Below are 22208 nucleotides of genomic sequence, written 5' to 3'. Positions count from 1 at the left end.
AGGGTGCATCGTGAGTCCGGCATTACAGTTAGTTGAAACAAACGCTTTCTTCGGGCTGAACGAGGCCGCTTGAAAAACTTCAAGGTGAGTGGCTTCGATTAACGAAGGGTGTTACTTACAGTACTTACAGGTAATTCAGTGTGAAGTTGGCTGTGCCGATGTATTCAATTTTCTGGCTCGAGCGCAAATCACGGTTAAAGGTGGTATTGACTTGCAGAATGCCAGTCAAGACTTGTGCTTCAGCAGCCGTTGGCATGCCACGGTTTATGCTGTTGCCCAGCGTAAAAAACTGCTGGGTATTTTTCAGGATATGGCTGGCGGCGGTTCTGTTGTCCTGGTTGTACAGGCTGACACTGACGCCGTCGGCCTGAGCACTGAGCAATTGCAAGCTGAAATGTCCCACTGACGAGTTATCAGTTTTATTGACCAGGGTGTAGGCGCTGTTATCCAGTGCCATAGTGCTGCTGCCTTGATGCTCATCGCTGACGGACAACGTGGTTTGCATCTTGTCGTCACACTGAATACGAAACCCGACGCTGCGTTGTACGGGTACACCGTGACGGGCATTGACCTCGGGGATCGACATGTCGTCCAGGCGTACCAGGTTGCCGCCATCGAAAGACAGTTGGCAGGCTCCAGGAATCAAGGTGCCGGCCACACTGAAATTGGTGTTTGACGAACCTGCAGCCATCACGACAAAAGGCGTCGTGATGGCGAGCACTGTGGCAGCGGTGAAAAGCTTTTTCATCGTGACCTTGTCGCAGGTAATGGAACGGTTAAAGGGCTGCAGTGAGGACGTCAAAGCGTGTGACATCCCCGCTGCAGATCAAGTTGGCACATGCTAGATCACCTGAAGCGAATGAACGGGTGAAAAGTTAACAATTCACAACTCTTCAGATTTTTGCCCGTGGAAGCTCGAGGCGAAGACGTCCAACACCCCGTCGCGTTTCAGATACGGTTGTTTGAGGCTAGATGTGACTTGAGAAGCCGAGTTAGATATTGAAGACAGTGAGGGTGCTTTTGCCAGTGAAGTCGGTGCTGTCAGCCTGGTTGATATCCGGATTGAGTTGACCGCTCATCACGATGGCGCCTTTCAAACTGTTAACCGCTACAGGAGTATTGGAGCTGTCGCTTGAAAAGCTGTAAGCAGCAACTAGCTTGCCGTTAGTGGGGCCAGTTGGAACATTACCAGTGTTGTCAATAACATTGAGGGACTTGGTACCATCCATCACGTTTTGCAGTTCGAGCGTGTAGGAACCCACCGTGGTATTGGTGTCATCGTTAGCAAATCCGAAAGCCCCAGAACCCAAATTAGTCAGATCACCTGTGCTGTTGTCTGCGAGCGACAACAGAACGGTAGTTTTGCCGTAGCATTGGACGTTGAAAGTGGTTTGTTGGCTCAGGGTATCGGTCAATTGGACTACACCCAGGTCGAGGTTGTTTTTATCCAAAGTCAAATCACACGGCGACGCGATAACTTTACCCTGGACAATCAGGGTTTCAGACTTTGTATTCGGTGCTGCAATAATGGAAGCAGACAGTCCAAGAGTGGCGAGGGACAGGGCGAATGGTAGTACGTATTTCATAGGAACTCCAAATCAAAGACAGTGTAATTTATTAATGGAAGCATGTGTGCTAAAGATTTATTTATAAGTGATGGTCAAAATGCTTTCGCCTTTATAGTCGAATGAGCCAAGGCCGTCATCGGTGAGTTTATGAATACGTGTTTGAACTTGAAGGTCGCCGGTGATTGTTTGTGCTGCATATGGTGCTCTATCTTTCCAGAAAACATATGGAATTTTTTTCCAAGGAGCACTATTGTTCAATACTGACGAACTCGTGCTCGTGGTGTCTTTGAGGCCTATGGCAACAGGTGGTGCAGAGTTGTTTGATGTGCCCATAAGATTGACAAAAGCTATATTAAATAAACCAATTTCATTGTTGTTATTGTCAACAAGCTTGCCCTCACCACTCAAGTCAGGATGAAGAACGTCGGTAACCGTAAGAGTCACCTCCATTGCGGACGCACAGGAAATAGAAAAGTTCCCTAGTATTGTAGCCGGCATGCGGTAATAAGTATTTATTATTTGGCTGGATTTGACTTCTGGGAATCGCATGTCCTTAGTGAAGTCAAGAGAGCAACCGGAAGGAACGAATTGTCCGCTGATCGCTAGTGAAGCGTCATTGGCAGCCAGGACTACATTTGTAGCGCTAAGCGCTGATAGGCAGAGGGCCGAGCACAGGAGTAGTTTCATAATAGACCTTTAAGATAAAAACAGTTAATCGGAAAAGCGCCAAAAGGTTAGCGATTTAGTTGTCGCTTGATAAATCAAAATTTGTGATTTTTACTAAAAACTCATGATCTGCATAGGAGTCGCTTTGAAAAATAAAGCTCATCTATAATTTGTATTTTTGGAGAGTTGAGCGTTACATTTCAAACGGGCCATAACTCTTCTATTGAATTTTATTCGAGAATTGAGTCGATATTTGGTCAATAAGCGTCTCAACGTCGATCTTTATCGTCAGCGATTGCCAGTTTTGCCCGTGTATCTTCAAAGGCACGATCAACGTCCCCGGATAAACGAAAGGTTGGCCGTAGCCGCCACCGCACCGGCCCGCTGGTGACAACGAACATTGTGTCAATCAAATTGCGTAGTCAAAGCCTTGCAATTCAATAGTGGGTCAATACAAAAAGATAATTTCGCTCGTCCAAAGATCTGTTCGTTAACATTCGCTTCCCGGTTCGGATCATTGACACGTAACGATTAGCGCCTGATTTACTTTTTTGTATTTGAATTGAAATTAGATGTACAGCATCGTGAAAGTAAGTTCGCTCTCATAACTGTCGTTACCGTTCATGATGATGCTAGGTTTGATGTTACCTTTCGATACGGATAAAGAAAGCTCGGCATTCTTAATTCGGGTTGGAATGGAGTTGTCTCCAGACTTTGTAAAGTAAACGGCGTATGCTCCAGGGGACTCAAAGACGGACGGAGGGGCGAGAGTATTTGCATTTACACTTGAATCCGAACTCGATACGCTATTGAAGGCGACGTCAAGAAGATACGAGCCGCTGATGGTTTTGTCAGCATTTGTAAAGGTAAAACTGTTGAGATCATTTTGGTCGAATGCGCCTTCAATTCCAATGGCTACTACAGTATCGGTCGCACAGTCAATCTTCAAATAGCCTGGAGAGACGGTACTAACGTTCGCGCTGCCATCGGCAAGAAGTTTATTTGAATAAATATCCTTCATTTCTAGTGCTTGACCGCCATTCAAGTCCATAGAGCAAGCTGCTGGTGTAAATTGCCCTTTGATTACAAGTTGAGCGGAATTGTCAGCCAGTGCAAAAGTAGGCAAGGCCAAGCTGCCAAAACAAGTGGCCATTGCGATAAAGCGTTTCATGTGGTGCTACCTAGTTAAATGTTGAAAACGGTGAGAGTACTTTTGCCAGTGAAGTCGGTGCTGTCAGCCTGGTTGATATCCGGATTGAGTTGACCGCTCATCACGATGGCGCCTTTCAAACTGTTAACCGCTACAGGAGTATTGGAGCTGTCGCTTGAAAAGCTGTAAGCAGCAACTAGCTTGCCGTTAGTGGGGCCAGTTGGAACATTACCAGTGTTGTCAATAACATTGAGGGACTTGGTACCATCCATCACGTTTTGCAGTTCGAGCGTGTAGGAACCCACCGTGGTATTGGTGTCATCGTTAGCAAATCCGAAAGCCCCAGAACCCAAATTAGTCAGATCACCTGTGCTGTTGTCTGCGAGCGACAACAGAACGGTAGTTTTGCCGTAGCATTGGACGTTGAAAGTGGTTTGTTGGCTCAGGGTATCGGTCAATTGGACTACACCCAGATCGAGGTTGTTTTTATCCAAAGTCAAATCACACGGCGACGCGATAACTTTACCCTGGACAATCAGGGTTTCAGACTTTGTATTCGGTGCTGCAATAATGGAAGCAGACAGTCCGAGAGTGGCGAGGGACAGGGCGAATGGTAGTACGTATTTCATGGGAGCTCCAAATCAAAGATAGTGTAATTTATTAATGGTAGTGTGTTGTGCTAAAGATTTATTTATAAGCGATGGTCAAAATGCTTTCGCCTTTATAGTCGAATGAGCCAAGGCTGTCCTCGGTGAGTTTATAAAGACGCGCGTTGACTCTAATGTCACCGGTGATTGTTTGTGCCGCATATGGTGCTCCATCTTTCGAGAAAACATATGGCATTGTTTTCCAAGGGGCATTAGTGCTCAATACTGCCGGACTCGCGGCGTCTTTGAGCTTAAGTGCAACAGGTGATGCAGAGTTGTTTGGTGTGCCCATAAGATTGACAAAGGCTGTGTTAAACCGACCAACTGCGTCGTTGTTATTGTCAACAAGCCAGCCTTCAGCAGTCTGTTGAGGGTCTTTAACGTCGGTAACCATAAGAGTCACCTCCATTGCGGACGCACAGGAAATAGAAAAATTCCCTAGTATTTCAACCCGCATGGTGTAATCATTTTTCATCATTTGACTGGATTTGACTTCTGGGAATCGCATGTCCTTAGTGAAGTCAAGAGAGCAGCCGGAAGGAATGAATTGTCCGCTGATCGCTAGTGAAGCGTCATTGGCAGCCACGACTACATTGGTGGCGCTAAGCGCTGATAGGCAGAGGGCCGAGCACAGGAGTAGTTTCATAAGAGACCTTTAAGATAAAATCAGTTAATCGGAAAAGCGCCAATAGGTTAGCGATTTAGTTGTCGCTTGATAAATCAAAATTTGTGATTTTTGCTAAAAACTTATGATCTGCATAGGAGTCGCTTTAAAATATAGCTCATCTATAATTTGTATTTTTGGAGAGTTGAGCGCTACATTTTCAAACGGGCCATAACTCTTCTATTGAATTTTCGATATTTGGTCAATAAGCGTCTCAACGTCGATCTCAAAAGCTGTGAATTTTGCTTAAGTAAGATTAAGTAAACAGTTTTGAGGGCTCGTAATCCCGAATCCGATTAAGCCTTGTCTCAGAATGGCCGAACTTCAAACTGACCAGTGCTCTTCCATTGAGTGGCATTCGACACTTGAGTTGACGCTTGGTCGATAAGCGTCTCAACCTCGATCTGTAACGTAAGCGTTTGTCCATGGGCTACCCGTGTCCCTTCAAAAGGCACCATTAATTTGCCCGGATAAATCAATGATTGGCCGTCGGCACCACCGCCCTGATCTGCGGGCGATAACCGAACTTTGCGACCATCCAGTTGCGCGCTCAAAATCTTGAAGTTCAGCAAACCGTTCAGAGCAAAACGATAGTTACGGTCGTCCAGTCCCTGCCCATTAAAGGTTATGCTCATCGGCCCAGGCACTGGACAGGTAGCCGTTAACGTAAGATGACGTTTCCCCATTTCATACAACACTCCCTGGGGAGTATCGGTTCGAATCATTTGGTTGCGCAGCAAGCGACCGTAGTCCATTTGCGCTTCGCTGAGCATGATTCTGCAATCGTTTTGGCCCGCTACTGCGCTACCGCAAATGAAATCTAGGAGCATTACGCCGGCGAGAGCCCAAGAAATGGATCTTTTGCTCAAGAGTGGGCTTATATCTTGAGCCCGAAAGAGGTTGTACATGTTCGATATCTCAAAGTTTGCGGCACGTAGCTTGTGCGGTTTCATAATGGGATGAAAAGTCGGTTTGCTCGCCCGGTTGGTAATCCAGATCGCAACGCGAACCATCGGCCATTTTTACGTTCAGACGTGTATCGCTATCTACTTGCGGCAAATAGATGTTGCCGTTATCGATCACAATTGTAAGGAACTGGTCCTTGGCGTTGAACACAGCCAGTCCTTTAGCCAATGGCGTGCCGTTACTGTCAGTGGCACTCACCAGCGCGCGACGGCTGGTAACCACGTCGAATTTGACTTTACTCACCGATCCTTTACCGGCGTGGACTTCTTGCACACCATTGGTGATTTCCATATTGACAGGCAAGTCTTGCGTGGTAACGGTCATCTGACTCTTCTTGTATGGAGTCAAACTTGAAGCGACGGCGTTGCCAAACATGTCAGTCCATACCGGCCCGCGAGGTGTAGTGATCTTGGCGCCGGAAACACCTGGCACCGAAATCACACCAAATGTGTCATCAACTTGATAGGGCGACAGCGTTACGCCGCCGCTATGCGCAACTACTGCACCGCTGAGGCCAGCGTTGTACTGCGTTGAATCTTGGCCATAGCGCGAATAACCGAGAGAGACCTGAGAATAGCGAGGCAGAACGTTGGCTGAGATTGCGAGATCGCTGTCACCACGCTCCTGATCGCGCTCTGCTTGTACCGAATAACTGAGGCTGTCATTAACCCGTTCGTTCGTTGCCACGCCATAGCGGGTATCAGAGCGATCTTTGTTCATATAGGTGCGAACTGTGCGATCGCCTAGCGGCAGACTAACGCTGAGGAAACTCTGTAATCCTTGGTCGTTGCGGCCTTGGCCTGTACTGTTTGACACATTGAGCGATACTCCGACGCGTCCGAAATTTTGAGACCACGACCCGGTGGTGCGCTGTGTGGAGCTACCGTCAAAGCGATTCGACTGTGATTGCGAAAGTTGGAAAGATCCGACAGGTGTACTGCCCAAACCGACAGACACACTGTACTGGTCGCGATAACGATTGTTGTACCAGCGGTGTTCGTCACGACGATGCGGTTCATTGAACTCTGCGTCGTCCAGAGGCTTATCATCGTGGTTATCATTTCGATGATGGCGTTCAATCGTTTCGCCTAACTGGCGAAAACCCTTGGTTTGTTGCGTGGTGCTTGCACTCAGCGACAAGTGACCGCCCATGCGGGTGGAGGCCGAGGCTGTGAATGAGGTGCCTTGTTGTTTTTCCTTGGAGGCGTTGGAAGCTAACTGTGAAAGGTTTACATCTGAGTTGGCGCCCACAGGAAACCCCAAGCCCCACCCCAGCCCCTGATAATCAGTGGACAGCATGGCGCCAGCGGATGCCGGCAAGCGGTTATCAATGACCCAGCTACGGCTAGCGGTCAGCACCATAGGGCCTTCACCTTGGGTGTTATCGCGGTATTGACCGGCGGCAAAGGAATAGCCGGGTGCGCTGTTGAGCCCAGCGCGATCGAGATTGCTTGCAGGCACGACGAAACTATTTTCCGAACCGTCGGCTTCAATTACCGTGACGTGCAGGTCGCTGCGACCTCCGAGTAATTTCAGATCACTAAGGGTAAAAGGCCCAGCCGGTACAATCGCTGTATGCACTAATGAGTTGTTCTGACGTACCTCGACCCGTGCCACAGAATGAGCGATGCCTTCAATGATCACCCCGGAGTTCGAATCGTCTAGCAACGCCGATTCCGGAACTAATTGCACACCCGTCAACGCCGTGCCAGCGAATACAGAGTTTGCCACGTTAATTTCACCTGCCTGGCCCGTAGCGCCGAGGCTTGGAAATGTTCGTTGAACGTAGGCATATAAGTGACTGAACTGGCTATTTTCACCGGACTGGCTATAGCTTTGACGGCTGCGAAACAACCAGTCGCCCGCATTCAACCCGACGACGGTATTTAGGTTCTTGAAATCTCTCGTCATTCCGCCAGCTTCGCTGCGCGAACCCATAAGATCGTAATTGATCAGTCCGGCGACGCCACCGCTGTGATAGGCGTCAGTCTCTTGTGCCTGTGCCGATATGGCTTGAGTTGGCACTACCAAGCGCACTTCCATAGCGTTTGGTTGCAACTCCATGACTGTATTGGGGTAGGCTGCTAAGAAGTCATCGCAGCCAGGGTTCGTGCGCTGATCGGCTGGCGTGCTCTCTGGCATTTGCAATTGCCCGGCTTGCAGCAATTTGGAATCGATGCACAGCTTGCCTTGATCATCAAACATTGCGGTAGCGCTACCTTTGCGCACACCGTTAATGAACAGCGTGATTGGCTGCAAACCTGTAGGGAAGCGTGCCGCATGGGCGAATTGCTCTACCAGCTTTGGGTCGATTCCGCGACTTTTCAAAACGGAAGCATCAAACGTATTGCCTTTAGTCGAGGTCTTTTCAACCGCGGCCGCAGTGGCTTGCGCCTCAGGGTCTGCCTTTAGAGAGGCGACGAACAGTGCGTTGGGCACGGCCACCAGCAGGTGCCGCCAGTAACGGCGTACAGCCGGGCGTTTTTTCAGTCGATTTCTCATGGAGTTGGGCGCGGTCGATTCAAGAGTTCAAGGGCAGGTGCGATTGGTGTTCAGTGCTTTGGCAACTCGAAGGTGTAAGGCTTGTCAGTGAAGCCATACAGGTTCGCCGGCAGGATCTCCACGCCAGTGGACTGGGTCAGCTTGGCATCGGTCAGGTCGAAGGTTTTCTTGCTGTTGGCCATCAGGTAGCTCTGACCCAAGGCCACAGAGCTTTTGGATGGCAACAACTGCACCTTGTCGGACAGACGCACGACGTAAGGGCTGTTGTTTTCCACCACCAATTTGTTGCCTTCGAAGTGCCATTTCAGGTGCTTCCACGGCGCGTCATCTTTGGCCAGGCCTTTTGGGTTGATGATCACGGGCATGTCTTGCTTGATGCTCATGTTGATGCGCGGGCCGCTCTGGCCGTCAGTCACCGGGATGCCTTCAAAGGTCACGCGACGCAGACGTTGAGTTTTCAGCGGTTCGCCCTTGTTCAACAGGAAGAAGTTGACCAGCTGCGTGCCATTGCCTTCCACACGGTTCAATGGCGGAGTCAGGCCAACGATGGTGTCCGGATCGTCCGGCAGGCTGTAGATGGTGCTGACCAGCAATGCTGGCTCTTTGTCGGTATTGGTCACTTTCATCTGAGCACTGCCGGTGGCTTCTTCGAGGATTACGACGGTGGTTTCCGGACTCATGCCCGAGGCTTGGGCACTGGGGCTGATCAAAGCGAACGCTACGCAGGCGCTGGTCAGGGTGAAAGCAAGAGCGTGAACCAAAGGCAAACGTTTAAACGAAAAAGACATGATGTGGATCTCGTGAGTTAAATATCAGGGCCGGGGAGGGTGCATCGTGAGTCCGGCATTACAGTTAGTTGAAACAAACGCTTTCTTCGGGCTGAACGAGGCCGCTTGAAAAACTTCAAGGTGAGTGGCTTCGATTAACGAAGGGTGTTACTTACAGTACTTACAGGTAATTCAGTGTGAAGTTGGCTGTGCCGATGTATTCAATTTTCTGGCTCGAGCGCAAATCACGGTTAAAGGTGGTATTGACTTGCAGAATGCCAGTCAAAACTTGTGCTTCAGCAGCCGTTGGCATGCCACGGTTTATGCTGTTGCCCAGCGTAAAAAACTGCTGGGTATTTTTCAGGATATGGCTGGCGGCGGTTCTGTTGTCCTGGTTGTACAGGCTGACACTGACGCCGTCGGCCTGAGCACTGAGCAATTGCAAGCTGAAATGTCCCACTGACGAGTTATCAGTTTTATTGACCAGGGTGTAGGCGCTGTTATCCAGTGCCATAGTGCTGCTGCCTTGATGCTCATCGCTGACGGACAACGTGGTTTGCATCTTGTCGTCACACTGAATACGAAACCCGACGCTGCGTTGTACGGGTACACCGTGACGGGCATTGACCTCGGGGATCGACATGTCGTCCAGGCGTACCAGGTTGCCGCCATCGAAAGACAGTTGGCAGGCTCCAGGAATCAAGGTGCCGGCCACACTGAAATTGGTGTTTGACGAACCTGCAGCCATCACGACAAAAGGCGTCGTGATGGCGAGCACTGTGGCAGCGGTGAAAAGCTTTTTCATCGTGACCTTGTCGCAGGTAATGGAACGGTTAAAGGGCAGCAGCGAGGACGTCAAGATGTGTGACGTCCAGCGCTGCAGATCAAGTTGGCACATGCTAGATCACCTGAAGCGAATGAACGGGTGAAAAGTTAACAATTCACAACTCTTCAGATTTTTGCCCGTGGAAGCTCGAGGCGAAGACGTCCAACACCCCGTCGCGTTTCAGATACGGTTGTTTGAGGCTAGATGTGACTTGAGAAGCCGAGTTAGATATTGAAGACAGTGAGGGTGCTTTTGCCAGTGAAGTCGGTGCTGTCAGCCTGGTTGATATTCTCGTTGAGCTTGCCGGTCATCACGATAGTGCCTTTCACGCCGTGAAGCGGGGTATTGGAGCCGTTCTTTAAAAAACTGTATGCGACTACTGGCTTGTCATTAGTAATTCCATCTGGAATATTACCGCTAGTTTCAACTGCACTAATAGAGCTGATGAAGTGAAAAATATTGGGTGCGTGCTCCGCTAAATTTTGCAAGCCGAGGTTATAAGAGCCTACAATAATGTCTGTGTCATCGTTAGAAAAAGCGAATGATTTTGGTGGAACACCAGTCAGATTCCCAGTGCTATTGTCCGCGATAGATAGCAGGATGTTAGTAGTGCCGTAACATTTGACTGTGAAACCAGTCGAGGATGTTAGGGATTGCGACAGCTGGACTTCACCCAGGTCGATATTGGGGGTATCAAGTGTCAAATCGCAAGGCGAGGCATTAACCTTCCCTGTGACTGTCATGATTTCCGATTTTGATGCTGTCGCGGCGAAGACTGAACTGGAAAGGCCAAGGGCAGCGAGTAAGGCGAAATGAAGTGTATTTTTCATGCGGTAACCCAGGTTGAAATACTGAAAATTAAATGGCGATAAGTGCGCGTCAGAGGTGTTAGTTGTAAGTTATCGTCCAAAGACTTTGGCCTTTGTAGTTGAATGAACTAGGGGTGTTGGTGTCGATCGGTTCGAGTGACGCGGAAAAATTAATGTCGCCAGTTATCGACTGGGCTGCGTATTGCTGTCCATCTTTTATAAAGATAAGAGGAACGGTTTTAATCTGTACGTTGGTGCCGTTTAGGGTGTTTTGGATCAAAACGGGAACTGGCGTAGTTGAAGTGTCTGGCGTGGCTAGAAGGTTAGTAAGCTGAGTGGTATACGATCCAATGTCCAGGCCTTTCTCTGTTAGTAGAGATCCTTTGCCTTTCGAGGTAGGACTAGCAATATCTGAAATAATTAGGCTGATTTGCATCGCGGACGCACAAGAAATAGTGAATTCGCCAAATTTTTTCATCGAGGTAATGCTGCTAGGGTAATCTGTTTTCATGCTACGAGAATCGACATCCGGGAGTACCATGTCCTTATCAATATCGATGGCGCAGCCAGCAGGAATGAATTGCCCGGTGATGTTAAGCTGAGCGTTATTATCCGCGAGTGCTATGTTAGACAAGCCTGCTACCGCAAGGGTGAGTGCCGTGTGAAAAAGACGCATATAAGTCCTGTGCTATAGAATAAATATATATTTTGGTGTAGCAACTGTGATCCAGAGATCTGGGCAAAGGTTAAGAGCGATGGTGTTGTTTGGCTAATCAATAAAGGTGATTTTCTCTAAATTCACATCGTGAGGTGTTTGACACTCTGCAGCCGCGGGTTTGTAGGATGACTGCTTCACTGCTGATTGGGGTCTTTTGTTGGTGGAGTGCGACCAGTCCTGCCTAGAAAAATTAGCAATCAGGTGAAAGCGAAAGCTGTCGGGAGCAATGCACGAGAGGAGCAAGGCGCGCTCAGTGGCGCCTCTGCGCGATGAATGAATGGTTGTACGGCAACATTGAGAAGGGAGCGAGGGCAAGGAAGAATTGAGATGCTATCGGTTGAACAAAGGCGGTGGCTTGAGACCGCCTTTGACTTTCGCTCTGCGGAAGAGCGGATAGCGCGAGATGTTCCAGTGGCACCAAAGTATCTCGGCGAAAACTTGCGTGCCAGAAACAGTCATGCCGCCTGGAGATTGTGGTGTGTCATCAGTTTCTGGTTACTTCAGCGGCTGACTACCACTGTCAACTGCAGACTCTACCTGTAGCACTGCGGCGCCGCTCTCCAGACCAGAAACTAATAGGTTTAAGGTACGTTAGATGTTAGTATGAGACATCCTTATTTAGAATTGCGTAACTTTGAGCGAGTGGCTCGGATTTTATTGATAAGCTATGGTCAATGTTGTTTCGCTCTTGTAATCAAAAGAACTTTTTGAGGGGGGCATTCCGGGTTTTTTAGGTGAATATAAATACACCCATGCTCGCAAGTCGCCTTCAAATCGAGTGCCTGCGAAATTTATCCCGCTTACTGTGAAGTAATATGGAGTTGAATTGAACATACCCCAGTAGTTGAATGATGTGATGCCAGGTGAGGTCACCCTGATTGGCCTAAGGGTGGGGTCGATGCTTGATTTTCCCAGCATATTTAGTATGTACATCTCTGTGTAGCCGACTATCGAGTTCGCGTCACTTGTATCTCGAAGAAAGCGTTGCCGATTTTTGCTCGTCGGATTATAGGGGTCACTGATAGATATGGTAAGAATGGTATCTGCCACACAGTCAATGCTGAATGGCCTATTGATAGGGCTTAGCTCCTTTGTCGCGCTTGCAGCAAGCGAGTCAAGCGTTTTAGATTTTACGCTCGGGAAGCTTATTGTATTGTTGGGTATGTCGATGGTGCAGCCTGACGGTCTAAACTGTCCCCCTATAGACAATGATGCATCATTGCCCGCTAAGGCAATATTGGATGTTACAGACAGCATCCAGATAATCGAGTACGAAAATCGTTTCATTACAATCCTTATCAATCATTAAGTGGCTTCCTGCCGCTTTGGACGGCGGCTCCTCCAAGAGTGATGCCGCTGCACCGGGCTGGGCAAAGATAGATTGTTGAGGGGATATATACCGAGTCAATAAGTGTGATTTTTTCTAAAATCACACTCTGAGGCGTTCGCAATGCGCGGATGCGCGTCCTCAGGCGTGTCCGCATTCTCGTATGTACGCAACTCATGTACCTGTTACCTATGCGGCTAACCCCAAAACTGTGAGTCAGCGTTCAACGTCCAAAGCAATGAGACTCTTAAATTGGTTATCCAGTTGCGCTATGGCTTCGGGGCTGGTGCCCTGGAACCAGGCATCAACAGCAATCACTTGCTCAAAGTCGCCGCCAACATAGCTACTAGGAGCAACGTGTGGGGTCACACTGATCATGCCGGGCACCTGACGCGCCAACTTTACACCATGTATCTGTGACAGTGTGCCGCTGTAGCGGGGATGCACCGCCGACATGGCGAAATAACCTTCGGGCTTCTTGTGATAGGGTAGGTTGATAGGTTTTCCTAGCAACAGTTGTAGGTAAGCTGTGGGGAAATGGACGCCACGCATGGTCTGAAGACTGTCTTTGACTCGCATTCCGCCAATGCGCGGATTGACTCCAATAACGCTCGCGCGGCCCTTGGAGTCGTAACGCAGCTTCACTTGGCAGAAGCAGTTCCTCAGCCCAAGGGTGTTGAGTACGACTCGGGTGTAGCTGAGGAGCTGTTGCTGCTCATTGGCGTTTAGCCTGACAGGCGGAGTGATTGCCAAGTTCTCGTAAACGCAATATGTATTGTGCTCAATGTCCAGCTTGTCGTGGATTGCTAGCGGTAGTACATGCGAATTAGTACAAATGCACTCGATGCTGATTTCGTGTCCATCGATCGCTTGCTCGGCTAGCATTTCTTTCAGGGGATGAAAATCCTCTTCGCCAATTTCATGGTCGAAAAAGTACTTACTGTAGTAACCATTCGCCGCCTGTTGTCGGTAATGAGCCAGTACCTTCTGCATGTCTTCGATGTTTTGGCAGTGAGAGATAAAGCTTGAGCCGATACCAATGACGGGTTTGAGGATCATCGGAAAGCCAACATGGCGCGCCGCTTCTACGAGGCTCGCTGAGTCTCTTACTCTGGCAGAGCGGACGGTATAGATGTTGCGATCACCCAGTCGCCGACGCATCAGATATTTGTTGTTGGCGTAATAGAGTGCCTGCGATGAGCAATGGGGCAGGCCACGGCGTTCGCAAAGTTCGCTCACTTGGGCTGCAAGTAAACCATGGGGAGTGAAAAAGCCCTGGTAGCTACCGATACCCACTACCTGATGGTGTTTTTCGATTTGGTTGACGGTGTTTTCTAGGCCTTCGTCGCTCCAGTCATCGATTCCGATGGCGCGAAACGGCAGTTCGCTAATGTCTCCGGCGCTTAGGGTATTCGGCAATAGGGCAATCATGTCTATGCCAAGTCGAGCAGCCGCTTCCCCTATTGGCTGCATGCTTTCTAAAGAATTGAGCGTGTATTCAATTACAACGATGGTTTGAGGCTTCATCACATAAGACCGAATCAATAGGCTGTTGGGTTGTTTAATCGCCTTGATAGGGCGCGCGGGGCAGCATCCACCTGACGTGAAGCCACTGTATGACAAGTCGCTCCATCACGCTGTTTGACGCGTGAATTACAGCAGCCCCAGATGAAAGCGCCATCTGGAGCTTTCATCGTGAGGCGGTGACATTGATGAGGCGAATGTCGGTACGAAAGACTGCCGTCAGCGCGCTTGACTGGCTAGATGTAGCGAAGCGGATTTAACGGTAATCCAGAATCTATTAAGCATACCAATAAATTCCGCTTTCACGGTGCGGAAAAAGTTGTGAATTATATTTTCTGTGAAGTGATTGATATCTTTTCATCATTAGATTTTTAAAGGTCGTCTACTGTTTTAGTCATGACAGGGTTCGTTGTCAGGCGAGCTGCGAGCAGTGGAGGTGAGTAGATGATAATAAAATGCGGAAAAGTGTCCGGTCTGGGGTTTGCGTTAGCAGCGGTGTTTGCTGAAGTCGCTCATGCGATGGGTGCAAGTGACGGTACCATTGAATTTTCTGGAAATGTGGTCGCGCAAACGTGCTCAATTTCTATTAATGGTAGTGGTTCAGTCCCAGCTGGGCACGCAAATACAATTTCGCTAACGTTACCGACCGTTAGCAGTAATACACTTGAAGGAGCGCCCGATTCGACAAAGGGGAATACAGCATTGAACTTTAACTTGTCGGGGTGTGGAGGTAGTAACACTATGGCTATCGTCTATTTTGAAAATGGCCCTACCGTTCAAGATGATGGCACGCTGAAAAATGTGTATCAGCCAGTTAAGAATGCTTCTGTTGGCGTTGCCCTGCAGATGGTGGATTCAAATGGTGCGCCAGTTCTGATCGGCAGTCCTGCGCAATTAACGACTCTAGCTCAGCCGATCCTTGGGAATATGCGATATGGGGTGCGTTACATTTCCGAGAATGCGCTTGTGGGCCCAGGTTTATTTCAGTCCTCGGTAACCTACTCAATTAGCTATCAATAATTTTCTTGATTTTAGAGTTGGACTAGAGGGAGGTATTGTCCTTCTGGCAGAAGGGCGTGATTGATGTTTTTTGATTGGTCTAAGAAAGAAAGTACTGTTCTACTGGTTGTGCATCTCGTGGCATGGTTTTCTGCAGTGAGAATGTATTGGCATGATTTTATTTATTGTGAAGGAAGCTCAAAAATGAAAAATCAAGTATTTGCTGTATCGCTGTTGATGGCTGCATCCGCTTTTCAGAGCGCTAACGCTACTGGCGCTCCGGATGGCACGATCCAATTTACCGGCGCTATCACGGCGGAAACCTGTACGATTTCTGTTAATAATGTCCAGGCGGGTATTAATACCGTTCAACTGCCAACTGTCAGCGATTCGACGCTGAACAGCGTAGGCTCAACCAAAGGCGATACCGCACTCAATTTCAACTTGACTGGTTGTGGTAATACCAGTGGCACCGCAGCAACCAAAGCTACGGTCTTTTTTGAAAAGGGGTCAGGTGTCGCAGCGGATGGTACCTTATTGAACATGGCGACATCTAATCCTACTAACGTCGGCGTGCAGATCCTCAATTCCGCGGGTAATAAGGTTACTTTGGGTTCTTCAGATCAGATCGCCCCAAGCAATTACACAACCTTGGCAGGAGGGGCAGCATTGATTCCTTACACGGTTCAATACGTCGCTCAAGCAGTGCCTGTCACTCCTGGGGCCTTTTCAGGCACCCTCACGTATTCCATTAGCTATCAATAATATTTGACGCAAATTTTGCGCTTGCTGTGCTGTAGGGGCAGTGGGGCAAGCGCAATCTAATGTTGAAAAGGGGATGCTTACGGTGCGGCGTTTTTTATTTCTCAATAGCACGTTGTTGTTACTGACCTCAATGTTTTGCAATTCAAGCTATTCCAGTGTGGTTATTGCAGGGACACGATTAATCTATCCAGAGAAAGAAAAAGAAATAACTGTAACGTTGAATAATAACGGTGGTACTCCGGTTTTGGTTCAAAGCTGGATGGATAATGGTGATATTAATTCGAAGCCGAATAATGCGGTTGCCCCTTTCGTTCTTTCTCCACCTATTTTCAGAATGGATGCTAATGTTGCGCAAAGTGTTCGTCTCAGGTTTTCGGGTGAGCCGTTAGAGAAAAATAAAGAGTCGGTTTTCTACTTTAATGTTCTTGAAGTTCCCGCAAGAGCTGAGGCCGCGGAGGGTGAAAGTCTTCTGCAATTGGCGTTCAGATCAAGGATAAAAGTATTTTATCGCCCTGAAAATCTCAAGGGAACATCAGTAGATGCAGTAGGCACACTTCAATGGAAATTATTGCCTCACGGTAAAGAGTTTGTTTTGCAAGTCTTCAATCCCAGCGCCTATCATATTTCTATGGGTGATGTAGATATCGTTGATGGCACTAAAAAAGACTCGGTTGTGAGTGACATGGTTGCACCTGGCGCACGTAGAAGTTTTGCAGTGCCCTCGTTGAAGACACCCCCGAGTGCTCGGGCCCAGGTGAGTTTTACTGCTATCAACGATTGGGGAGCCTATGTTCCTTATACCCAGCCACTGACTAAGTAACACTCACTGCAATCAAGCGCGCAGACGGGTAACGGATGACTATTTTTTTTCGCCTAGAAGTTGCAAGGTTTGATCGTTTTTTGTATATATCAAAAAGCTCAAAAAAAATTATGGCATGGATAGTTGTAGTCGGTATGCAACCATTCTGTGAATCCGATGCTCAAGCAAAACAAGTAAAGTTCAACAACTTATTGTTGCCAGAGGGGTCGGAGAATCTTGATTTGACTCCTTATGAAGCCGGCAATGCGATACTGCCGGGTGATTATCGTGTTGACGTATTTGTCAACGAGCAACCTATGGGACGCAAAAACATTCATGTTATCGCCCAGGAACAAGGTGACCCTGTTCCTTGTTTCACTTCGGCGTTGCTGAATGAGTTAGGCATCTCGATTGCTTCAGATGTGTTCGATAATAAAGACACCGATGCGTGTGTCCCTATGTCTCGTTTGGTGAGGGATGCAAGTGTCGTATTTGATATGAAGACGCTGCAACTGAAAATCAACGTTCCTCAGGCATCAATGCGCCGTGACGCTCGCGGTTATGTAAATCCGGAGCTTTGGAGTAGCGGAGCGACGGCAGGTATCCTGTCTTACAACGCAAACGCCACGCGTGCTCTTAAAGGTTTCTCGAGTGACTCGGGATATTTGGGTTATGACGCCGGGTTGAACGTGGGGGAATGGCGCCTCCGCTACAACGGATCGCTGACTTGGCAAGAAAGTGTTTCCGGCATCACGAAGCAGGACATCAATACCTATGTCCAGCGCGACATCACAGCACTGCAAAGCCAATTCACTCTAGGCGAGACATATACCCTCGGTGATTTGTTCGATTCATTCAATTTTCGCGGCGTTCAGTTGTCCACCGATGATCGAATGCTACCGCAGTCTCTACGCGGTTATGCGCCGGTAGTCCGTGGCATTGCCCGAACGGGCGCAAGGGTTGTCATTCGTCAAGGCAATAACATTGTGCTGGAAACCTTGGTGTCTCCTGGCGCCTTTGCCATCGATGATCTTTATGCCAACGGTTACGGTGGTGATCTTGATGTAACCGTCTATGAAGCAGATGGCAGTCAGCAGCACTTCGTCGTAGCCAACGCAGCAGTCAGCCAATTGCTGCGCCCTGGCGTCTCGCGTTTCAGTGTCACGGCGGGTGAAGTACGCAACAGTTTTACTGATGGCTCGCCTTCTTTTTTGCAAGGCACGTACCAGCACGGGCTCAGTAATCTGTTTACCGGTGAGGGTGGGGTGCAGATCAGTGATGACTACTGGGCGGTGTTGACGGGCGTTGCGGTCAATACCCCAGTAGGTGCAATGTCTTTGGACTTGACTCAGTCGCGGACTCAATTCAAATCCAGCGTCGAACAGGGTGAAAACCTGCGACTGCTTTACAGCAAAGCGATGCTATCCACGGGCAGCTATTTTACGGCTTCTTCTTATTGGTATTCCTCCAAAGGTTCACAAAGCCTGACCGATGCGTTGCAACGTATCGAGTTCGAACAGGATCTACTGGCCGGTGGCGTTTTTCAGCGTGTAAAAAACCGCCAACAGGCATCGGTCAATCAGGTTTTGGGAAATTGGGGCCAAGTCAGCGCCACTGCTTATAGCCAAAGTTACTGGAACAATGACGGGCGTGATCTGCAGTATCAGCTTACTTATGGTCAACAGGTGAGTAAGGTGGCCATTACGTTGAATGCCAACCGCGGCCGAACCGGGTTCGGCCAAATGCAAAATAATTATTTACTTACGCTTTCGATGCCCTTGGAGCTTGGTTCGCGACGTTATGCTCAAGTACAGGCGGGTGTTGGGCGCGATGTTGATGGCAACTTTTACCAAAATGCTTTCCTGAGTGGCATGGCGGGCGAGGACGACCAGTACACCTACAGTGTCGGAGTACAACACGAGGATGGGGAGGGTACCTCTGGTGGTTCATTGTCGGGGCAATACCTGGGTAGTCGTGTCAATACCGGGGCCAGTTACAACGAGGGCACCGGGTATGCGAATTTCGGTCTGACTGCGTCTGGGTCAGTGGTCGCCCATCCGCGAGGTGTTACGTTTTCGCCCTACAACGGCGACACCATCGCCGTGGTGAGTGCCCCAGGTGCAGAAGGCGCACAGGTCGTTGGGTATCCAGGCGTGAAGCTGGACGGTCAGGGCAATGCTGTTGTGCCTTATCTGCGTCCCTATGAGTTCAATGACGTTGGCATCGACACGCGCGGAACCTCCTTGGATGTAGAGGTACTGGGATCCAGCCGCAAAGTGGTACCCCGCTTCGGAGCGGTCATGGCTGTTGATTTTGTTACCCATACCGGTCGAACGGTATTGCTCAAAGTTAAGCAGGCAAAAGGCGCGCTTGTCCCATTTGGTGCTTCAGTCAAGGATTTCGCCGGCAATTCGCTTGGTCTTGTCGGCCAGGGCGGGCAGCTGTATGCCTTGGTTCCAGAGGAAACAGAGCGCCTGCTAGTCAGCTGGGGGCCGGACTCGACACAGCGCTGTGTCGTTTCGCTCGCCACGCTCGCCAAGAATGATGACTCATCAAAACAACTTGACGCAGTTTGCGCGCCGAACGGATAACCCTTCGAGGATATGCCATGTTACGTAAAACATGTATGCACTACGGCGTTGCGCTGTGTGCTCTAATGGCTTCCAGCGGCGCCATGGCGTGTCTGCTAGATAGTTCCTCTTCAAGCAGTGCCACTGTGCCGTTTGGTGGCACGCAAATTACGGTTGGCAGGGATGTACCCATCGGCGCAGAAGTGTACCGACAGGATCTGACGTTGGGGAGCGGGATCAAAGTCAACTGTTTGCTCAACTTGATGCCATTCCAGTTATTGAAAACCCTCGCGGGCGCGGTTACCCCTTCTAGTTACGCATCGGATGTGTATGCCACAGACGTGGCGGGTATAGGTGTTCGGTTTCTGGACAGCAACAACAGCTTTTCATCGTTCCCATCAAGGGTCTCTCAGTCGAACTGCACAATCACTTCTTGCCTGTTCAACCTCCAAGGTGGATTGGGCCTGACAGTGTCGTTTATCAAGATAGGTGTGGTACAGCCGGGCATCGTACTTGGAAGTGGCTTGCCTTCGGTACTCAGCAGTTATGGTCTGTTGAATCTGGAAACACCTTTACTCACTACCAACTTGTCAGGCCAACTGAGGATCGTGTCACAAACCTGCCAAACACCAGACGTAACGGTGTCGCTGGGCATTCAGCGCCTAGACCACATTGTTTCAGAGGGGCATACACCATGGCAAAGCTTCAACATTGCGCTGAACAACTGCCCAGGTTTTTACGGCACCTACTCACTGTTGGGTGGTGGCAGTGTTATTTCGCAGAATGCTAATAAAATTTCATTTCGAATTGACCCCGTACAGACTGCAGCAGACGCTCCCAACGGAGTGCTAAGTCTCAACACAGGCGGATCTACTGCGACTGCCCAAGGCGTAGGCCTGCAAGTGGCGTTTGCCAACGGACAAACACTGCCGCTAGCTACGGTTATGGACAGCGGCATCCAACCCCTGGCTTCAAATGCCAGTTACACGATTGCATTGCAAGCCCGATACCTTCAGTTAGCGGGGCAAACCCCGACCGCGGGGGCCGCTGACGCAACCGCGACGTTTACGTTGAATTACCAGTAGCTGTAATAAGTCTGCGACAAATAATCCATTAAGCATTTTTCACACCTCAAAAACGGCGCGTTCTCTTAGAGTTCTGCGCTCTTTTTTGTTGTGAATATTTTGGAGGCCAAGGGATCATCATGAAAGAAGGCGAGACCTTTCCGCTCCCCGCGGACTGGGAGTGCGCAGGGAGCTTCCAAGGGCGCACGATTTACCAGGATTGTATTACGTTGTTTCTGTTCACTGCCGATGATTCTGGAATATCAATACTGTTCGACCTTGAACCTGTCGTTACGATAGAAGTGTTTAAGCACGTTTGTCGTTTCACGGGGTGTTCCGGTCTTGACTACACACTGCTGGACAGCTTTCAAGTCGTCGCCAGCGGCAGCGAACAGTTACCTGAGATTGACGTGCCACCGCTAGGGGTAAATTGCCCGCTACACGCAGTCGAGTCGCTATCGCTGCTGCTGAACATCATCACGAGGGACGCTGAAGCCAATGACGCCGATTACCTATTTTTCAATGCTTTGTTGTTTGGGGATCACGCATCCGTCGTTAACTGCCCGGTGTCAATTAACTCAGCGATTTTCCGACTTAAGAAGCTCGAGAATTTTATCCGTAATGACGGGCGTTGGCGTGTGGCGGGGGCTTTGTTTGGTCGCAAGGAAATTGCCCATTTGGACGATGACCAATTGGTAGAAGTGTACCGGCAATATGGTCTGGATCTTAATGGAGCAACCGTGTCGCATATCTATCTGGAGCGTTTATTTGAACGATTTCTCGAGTTGATTCCGCAGCCCGGCAGTTCCATGCCAGTACTCGCCTAGAAACTTGTGCGTTTTTCAAGGTTTTAGGCTTTTCGCTTTCTAAATTTGGCCCTCGCTCCGTTGATTTCTCCAACTTCAATCTTGATGAATCCCGAAAAATTGCCGAGCACTTATTGGCGTTACGCTTGGCCTACGGTTATCGCGATGTTGGTTAGCGGGCTATATCAAGTGGTGGACGGCATCTTCATCGGTCAAATAGTCGGTGCGCCGGGTTTGGCAGCTATCAACATGGCTTGGCCATGGGTTGGACTGATGGCTGGTGTCGGCTTGATGATCGGAACCGGTGTCGGTACGTATTGTTCGATGGCTCAAGGGCAAGGGGACTTGATAAAGGGGGCGTACCTACTTTCGCAAGGTTTATGGTTGCTGTGCTTATTGGGTGGTGTGGTGGCGATCGGCGTGTTGTCGGGACGCCAGGCATTATTGGTGTTGCAGGGGGCCGATGCGCTAGTGCTATCGCTGGGGGTTGATTATCTGGCGGTCATGGGGGCTTCGGCATCGTTTGTGATGGCCAGTATCGCCTTGCCGATCTGGGTCAGAAATCTCGGGGCGCCGCGCCTGGCGACGATGATGATGGTGATCGGGGCGTCGCTCAATATTCTGTTGGACTACCTGTTTATCGTGCTTTTCGACTGGTCGCTGAGGGGCGCGGCGTTGGCCACAATGATTGGCGAAAGTGCCACGGTGTGTATTGGCCTCGCTTTTCTGTTTTCCCGGCACAACTCAGTGCCTTTGAAAGGCATCAAACGGCCTTTACCGCTTCTGGATCTGCGCGAGTGTTATGCGATTTTGCGCAATGGTTTGTCGAGCCTATTGATGTATGTATACGCCAGCTTAGTCGCCATGGCGCACAATGGTGCGTTGATGAAATACGGCCATTCCGTGCATGTGGCGGCGTTTGCGATCGCCGGCTATATCATGACTATTTACTACTATCTCGCTGAAGGTCTGGCGTTGGCTATGCAACCGATTGCCAGCTACTTTCATGGTCGAGGTTTGCTTGCGCCCGTGCGTCAGGTTTTTTTCTGGCGCTTAAATGGATCCTGACGA

Annotated in this window: 20 protein-coding genes; 7 read left to right on the top strand and 13 right to left on the bottom strand. The window is 49.4% G+C overall.

Annotation, left to right across the window (positions count from 1 at the left end):
- Positions 1-124 precede the first annotated feature (124 nt).
- The 13 genes from ACVHNU_RS14860 to ACVHNU_RS14800 form a co-directional block, all read right to left on the bottom strand.
- Entirely contained in the window at positions 125-748 is a 624-nt protein-coding gene (locus tag ACVHNU_RS14860; RefSeq protein ID WP_473017665.1) for a hypothetical protein, read from the bottom strand.
- 244 nt (positions 749-992) lie between these two features.
- Positions 993-1586: a hypothetical protein gene (locus ACVHNU_RS14855; protein WP_473017662.1), complete on the bottom strand. Its 594-nt coding sequence runs from the start codon at positions 1584-1586 to the stop codon at positions 993-995.
- Between the two features lie 57 nt (positions 1587-1643).
- Positions 1644-2255 carry a hypothetical protein gene (locus ACVHNU_RS14850; RefSeq protein ID WP_473017664.1) on the bottom strand — a complete coding sequence of 204 codons (612 nt, stop codon included), beginning with the start codon at positions 2253-2255 and terminating at the stop codon, positions 1644-1646.
- Between the two features lie 547 nt (positions 2256-2802).
- Positions 2803-3405 (bottom strand): hypothetical protein, encoded by a 603-nt coding sequence (locus ACVHNU_RS14845; RefSeq protein WP_473017663.1) that lies wholly within the window; start codon positions 3403-3405, stop codon positions 2803-2805.
- Positions 3406-3419: 14 nt separating this feature from the next.
- Positions 3420-4013, bottom strand: a complete 594-nt coding sequence (locus ACVHNU_RS14840; protein WP_473017662.1) for a hypothetical protein — start codon at positions 4011-4013, stop codon at positions 3420-3422.
- A 58-nt stretch (positions 4014-4071) separates the two neighbouring features.
- Positions 4072-4677 carry a hypothetical protein gene (locus tag ACVHNU_RS14835; protein ID WP_473017660.1) on the bottom strand — a complete coding sequence of 202 codons (606 nt, stop codon included), beginning with the start codon at positions 4675-4677 and terminating at the stop codon, positions 4072-4074.
- A 326-nt stretch (positions 4678-5003) separates the two neighbouring features.
- Positions 5004-5468, bottom strand: coding sequence for a DUF1120 domain-containing protein (locus tag ACVHNU_RS14830; RefSeq protein WP_473017659.1), 465 nt, complete (start codon positions 5466-5468; stop codon positions 5004-5006).
- Between the two features lie 145 nt (positions 5469-5613).
- The gene (locus ACVHNU_RS14825) at positions 5614-8163 is read right to left on the bottom strand and encodes a fimbria/pilus outer membrane usher protein (RefSeq protein WP_473017658.1); all 2550 of its coding nucleotides are present in this window, start codon (positions 8161-8163) and stop codon (positions 5614-5616) included.
- 50 nt (positions 8164-8213) lie between these two features.
- Complete coding sequence (locus ACVHNU_RS14820) at positions 8214-8951, bottom strand: fimbria/pilus chaperone family protein (RefSeq protein WP_473017657.1); 738 nt, start codon at positions 8949-8951, stop codon at positions 8214-8216.
- A gap of 160 nt (positions 8952-9111) precedes the next feature.
- Positions 9112-9828: a hypothetical protein gene (locus tag ACVHNU_RS14815; RefSeq protein ID WP_473017655.1), complete on the bottom strand. Its 717-nt coding sequence runs from the start codon at positions 9826-9828 to the stop codon at positions 9112-9114.
- 152 nt (positions 9829-9980) lie between these two features.
- On the bottom strand, positions 9981-10586 hold the full coding sequence (locus tag ACVHNU_RS14810) for a hypothetical protein (protein ID WP_473017654.1): 606 nt from the start codon (positions 10584-10586) through the stop codon (positions 9981-9983).
- A gap of 58 nt (positions 10587-10644) precedes the next feature.
- Complete coding sequence (locus ACVHNU_RS14805) at positions 10645-11241, bottom strand: hypothetical protein (protein ID WP_473017653.1); 597 nt, start codon at positions 11239-11241, stop codon at positions 10645-10647.
- A gap of 1585 nt (positions 11242-12826) precedes the next feature.
- Positions 12827-14137 (bottom strand): ATP-grasp domain-containing protein, encoded by a 1311-nt coding sequence (locus ACVHNU_RS14800; protein ID WP_473017652.1) that lies wholly within the window; start codon positions 14135-14137, stop codon positions 12827-12829.
- 738 nt (positions 14138-14875) lie between these two features.
- Between ACVHNU_RS14800 and ACVHNU_RS14795 the strand changes: the two genes are divergently transcribed.
- The 7 genes from ACVHNU_RS14795 (at position 14876) to ACVHNU_RS14765 (ending at position 22205) form a co-directional block, all read left to right on the top strand.
- Positions 14876-15154, top strand: a complete 279-nt coding sequence (locus tag ACVHNU_RS14795; protein WP_473017651.1) for a fimbrial protein — start codon at positions 14876-14878, stop codon at positions 15152-15154.
- A gap of 183 nt (positions 15155-15337) precedes the next feature.
- Entirely contained in the window at positions 15338-15898 is a 561-nt protein-coding gene (locus tag ACVHNU_RS14790; RefSeq protein ID WP_473017650.1) for a fimbrial protein, read from the top strand.
- A gap of 82 nt (positions 15899-15980) precedes the next feature.
- Positions 15981-16718 (top strand): fimbrial biogenesis chaperone, encoded by a 738-nt coding sequence (locus tag ACVHNU_RS14785; RefSeq protein WP_473017649.1) that lies wholly within the window; start codon positions 15981-15983, stop codon positions 16716-16718.
- A 35-nt stretch (positions 16719-16753) separates the two neighbouring features.
- Entirely contained in the window at positions 16754-19288 is a 2535-nt protein-coding gene (locus tag ACVHNU_RS14780) for a fimbria/pilus outer membrane usher protein (RefSeq protein ID WP_473017648.1), read from the top strand.
- A gap of 17 nt (positions 19289-19305) precedes the next feature.
- A complete protein-coding gene (locus ACVHNU_RS14775; protein WP_473017647.1) occupies positions 19306-20352 on the top strand; it encodes a fimbrial protein in 1047 nt (348 codons plus the stop codon).
- 119 nt (positions 20353-20471) lie between these two features.
- Positions 20472-21158, top strand: coding sequence for a hypothetical protein (locus tag ACVHNU_RS14770; protein ID WP_473017646.1), 687 nt, complete (start codon positions 20472-20474; stop codon positions 21156-21158).
- Positions 21159-21242: 84 nt separating this feature from the next.
- A complete protein-coding gene (locus ACVHNU_RS14765) occupies positions 21243-22205 on the top strand; it encodes an MATE family efflux transporter (protein ID WP_473017644.1) in 963 nt (320 codons plus the stop codon).
- The last annotated feature ends 3 nt before the right edge of the window (positions 22206-22208 follow it).

This window comes from Pseudomonas sp. Ors-4-3C (genome assembly GCF_055755035.1).
This window is presented reverse-complemented; position numbering and strand designations above follow the sequence as displayed.